Annotated in this window: 1 protein-coding gene; it reads left to right on the top strand. The window is 67.1% G+C overall.

Going from position 1 to position 753, the window contains the following annotated elements:
* Positions 1-367 (top strand): FGGY-family carbohydrate kinase (locus tag ASC95_RS17805; protein ID WP_255355272.1); only part of this gene is annotated, 367 nt, incomplete at its 5' end.
* Positions 368-753: the final 386 nt, after the last annotated feature.

Here is a 753-nt window from a genome sequence, read left to right as displayed (position 1 = left end):
CGACTGCACCTATGCCGTGCTCGAAGGCGTGGCCTTCGGCCTGGCCGACGGGCTGGACGCGCTGCGGGCGGCCGGCACCGAGGTGCACCAGCTGTCGCTGGTGGGCGGCGGCTCGCGCAGCCACTTCTGGGCCCAGCTGATYGCCGACGCGCTGCAGGTCGACATCGTCCTGCACACCGGCAGCGAAGCCGGCGGTGCGCTGGGCGCGGCACGCCTGGGCTGGTTGGCCACCGGCGGCAGCGTCGAGGCCGTCTGCACCCGTCCGCCCGTGGCGGCYCTKTTCTCTCCCGATTCCCAACGCCATGCCCGCCTGGCWCCCCGCCTGGCGCGCTTTCGTGACCTGTACAGCCGCCTGCGCGGCGCCTGAGTTTTTTGCATCTCCTGAAGTTCGACATGACCTCCTATTTCAATCACATCGCCCCCATCCGTTTCGAGGGCGCCAACAGCCAGAGCGAACTGGTGCTGCCGCGCACCAACGACCCGCNCCGATTCCCAACGCCATGCCCGCCTGGCACCCCGCCTGGCGCGCTTTCGTGACCTGTACAGCCGCCTGCGCGGCGCCTGAGTTTTTTGCATCTCCTGAAGTTCGACATGACCTCCTATTTCAATCACATCGCCCCCATCCGTTTCGAGGGCGCCAACAGCCAGAGCGAACTGGCCTTCAAGCACTACGACAAGGACCGCATCGTCCTGGGCCAGCGCATGGAGGACCACCTGCGCTTTGCCGTGTGCTACTGGCACAACTTCGTCTGG

The organism is Pelomonas sp. Root1217 (assembly GCF_001425705.1).
Lineage (GTDB): Bacteria > Pseudomonadota > Gammaproteobacteria > Burkholderiales > Burkholderiaceae_C > Pelomonas.
The sequence above is the reverse complement of the archived record's forward strand: the minus strand, read 5'-3'. Positions and strand labels throughout refer to the sequence as shown.